This is a genomic window from Actinosynnema sp. (assembly GCF_052038725.1).
The window spans coordinates 1-1,631 of the sequence record NZ_JBQGCX010000139.1 but is presented as its reverse complement, the minus strand read 5'-3'; the positions used below and the strand labels follow the sequence as shown (position 1 = coordinate 1,631).

The window sequence follows — 1,631 nt, the reverse complement described above, 5'->3', positions numbered from 1 at the left end:
GGTGGCCGGGCTCGCGGCGGCGCACGCGTTGGGGCGGGGCGGGTTTCGGGTGCTCGTGCTGGACAAGCAGCGCGAGGTGCGGCCCATCGCCAAGGGCGAGCTGCTGCAACCCGGCGCGATCACCGTCCTGCAGGGCTGGGGCGTGGTGGACGCGCTGGTGGCCGACGGGGCGCTGCGGGTGCCCGCGCTCGTCGCGCGCGACCGGGAGGGCGCGGCGCTGCTGACCATGGACTACCGGACGCTGCTGGACGCGGAGCGGCCGTGGCTGCTGGTGCACGACTACCACGTGATCCTCGGCGCGCTGGCCCGCGCGCTGCCCGCGACGGTGGAGGTTCGGCGGGGCGCGGTGGTGCGGGAGCTGTTGCGGGACAGCGGGGGCAGGGCGCGCGGCGTGCGGCTGGACAGCGGCGACGTCACCGCGGCGCTCGTGGTCGCGGCGGACGGGTTGTCCTCGCGGCTGCGCAAGGACGCGGGCATCGAGCTGGCGCGCACCGAGTACCCGCACCGGCTGGCCGCGTTCGACCTGGCCGACCAGCCGGTGGGCGAGGACGTGTCCACCTACGCCACCCCGCGCGGGCTGGCCATGAGCTACTCCCTGCCGGGCGACCGGGCCCGGTTGTACGTGCAGGTCTCGGCCGACGAGCTGCGCGGCGTGGACCGGGAGAAGGCGTCGGACTGGGTGGACGGGTTCGTCCGGCAGGTGCCCGCGTTCGCCGGGAAGCGCGCCGACGTGCTGCGGGCGTGGAACGGCAAGCAGGTGCTGCCGGTGGGCCGCTCGCTCACGGAGTCGTTGTCCGGCAAGGGGATCGTGCTGCTCGGGGAGAGCGCGCACGCGGTGCACCCGGCGGCGGGCCAGGGCATGAACAGCTCGATCGTCAACGCGGCCAGGCTCGCGGACCGGGTGGCCGCGCTGGAGGGCGACCTGGCGCCGGGCAGGCTCGACCCGGTGCTCGCGGCGTGGAGCGACGAGCGCAGGCGGGCGCTGGTGCACGTGGCCACGACCAGCCACAGCGCCACCCGGATGATCACCGACCTGTCGCCGTTCGGGCGGGCGCTGGGGCGGCGGGCGCTGCGCAAGACCGGCGGCAACCGGCGGCTGACCTACACGATCATGCACAACATGTCCGGGCTCGGGCAGCACCCGCTGCGCCCGCTGGACCGGCTGCACCAGCTCGGCGTGCTGCCCGACCCGAGGGGCGGGCAGCTGCCGGGCTGGGCGCGCCGGTGACGCGGGCGCTAGCGGCGGCACTCCACCACGAGCAGGCCGCCGTCCCAGCGGCGCGGAGCGGCGGAGGCGAACCCGGCGCGCTCGGCCAGGACCGTGAAGTCCTCCACCGAGCGCTCCCGGCCGCCCAGCAGCGCCAGGGACTGGAGGTCGAAGGAGGAGTTGTTCTTGGCGTGCTCCGCGCCCGCCAGCACCTCCACCACGAGCACGCGGCCGTCGCCGACCACCTCGGCGGCGCGGGCGAGGATGCGCTGGGCGTCCTCGTCCGGCCAGTCGGTGAGCACGCGGGAGATCACGTAGGTGTCGTACCCGGCGGGCAGCGGGTCGAAGAAGCTGCCGGGCACGAACTCCGCCCGGTCGGCCAGGCCCGCCGCGCGCAGCGCCTCGACGGCCTCCGGCTCGACGG

At 76.1% G+C, this 1,631-nt stretch carries 2 protein-coding genes; one reads left to right on the top strand and one right to left on the bottom strand.

Annotated features, from left to right (window positions below):
- Position 1 precedes the first annotated feature (1 nt).
- Positions 2–1,228 (top strand): FAD-dependent oxidoreductase, encoded by a 1,227-nt coding sequence (locus ACTUAL_RS02680; protein WP_440899149.1) that lies wholly within the window; start codon positions 2–4, stop codon positions 1,226–1,228.
- Positions 1,229–1,236: 8 nt separating this feature from the next.
- Here ACTUAL_RS02680 and ACTUAL_RS02675 read toward each other — a convergent pair.
- On the bottom strand, positions 1,237–1,631 hold a 395-nt coding region (locus ACTUAL_RS02675), incomplete at its 5' end, for a methyltransferase (protein ID WP_440899148.1).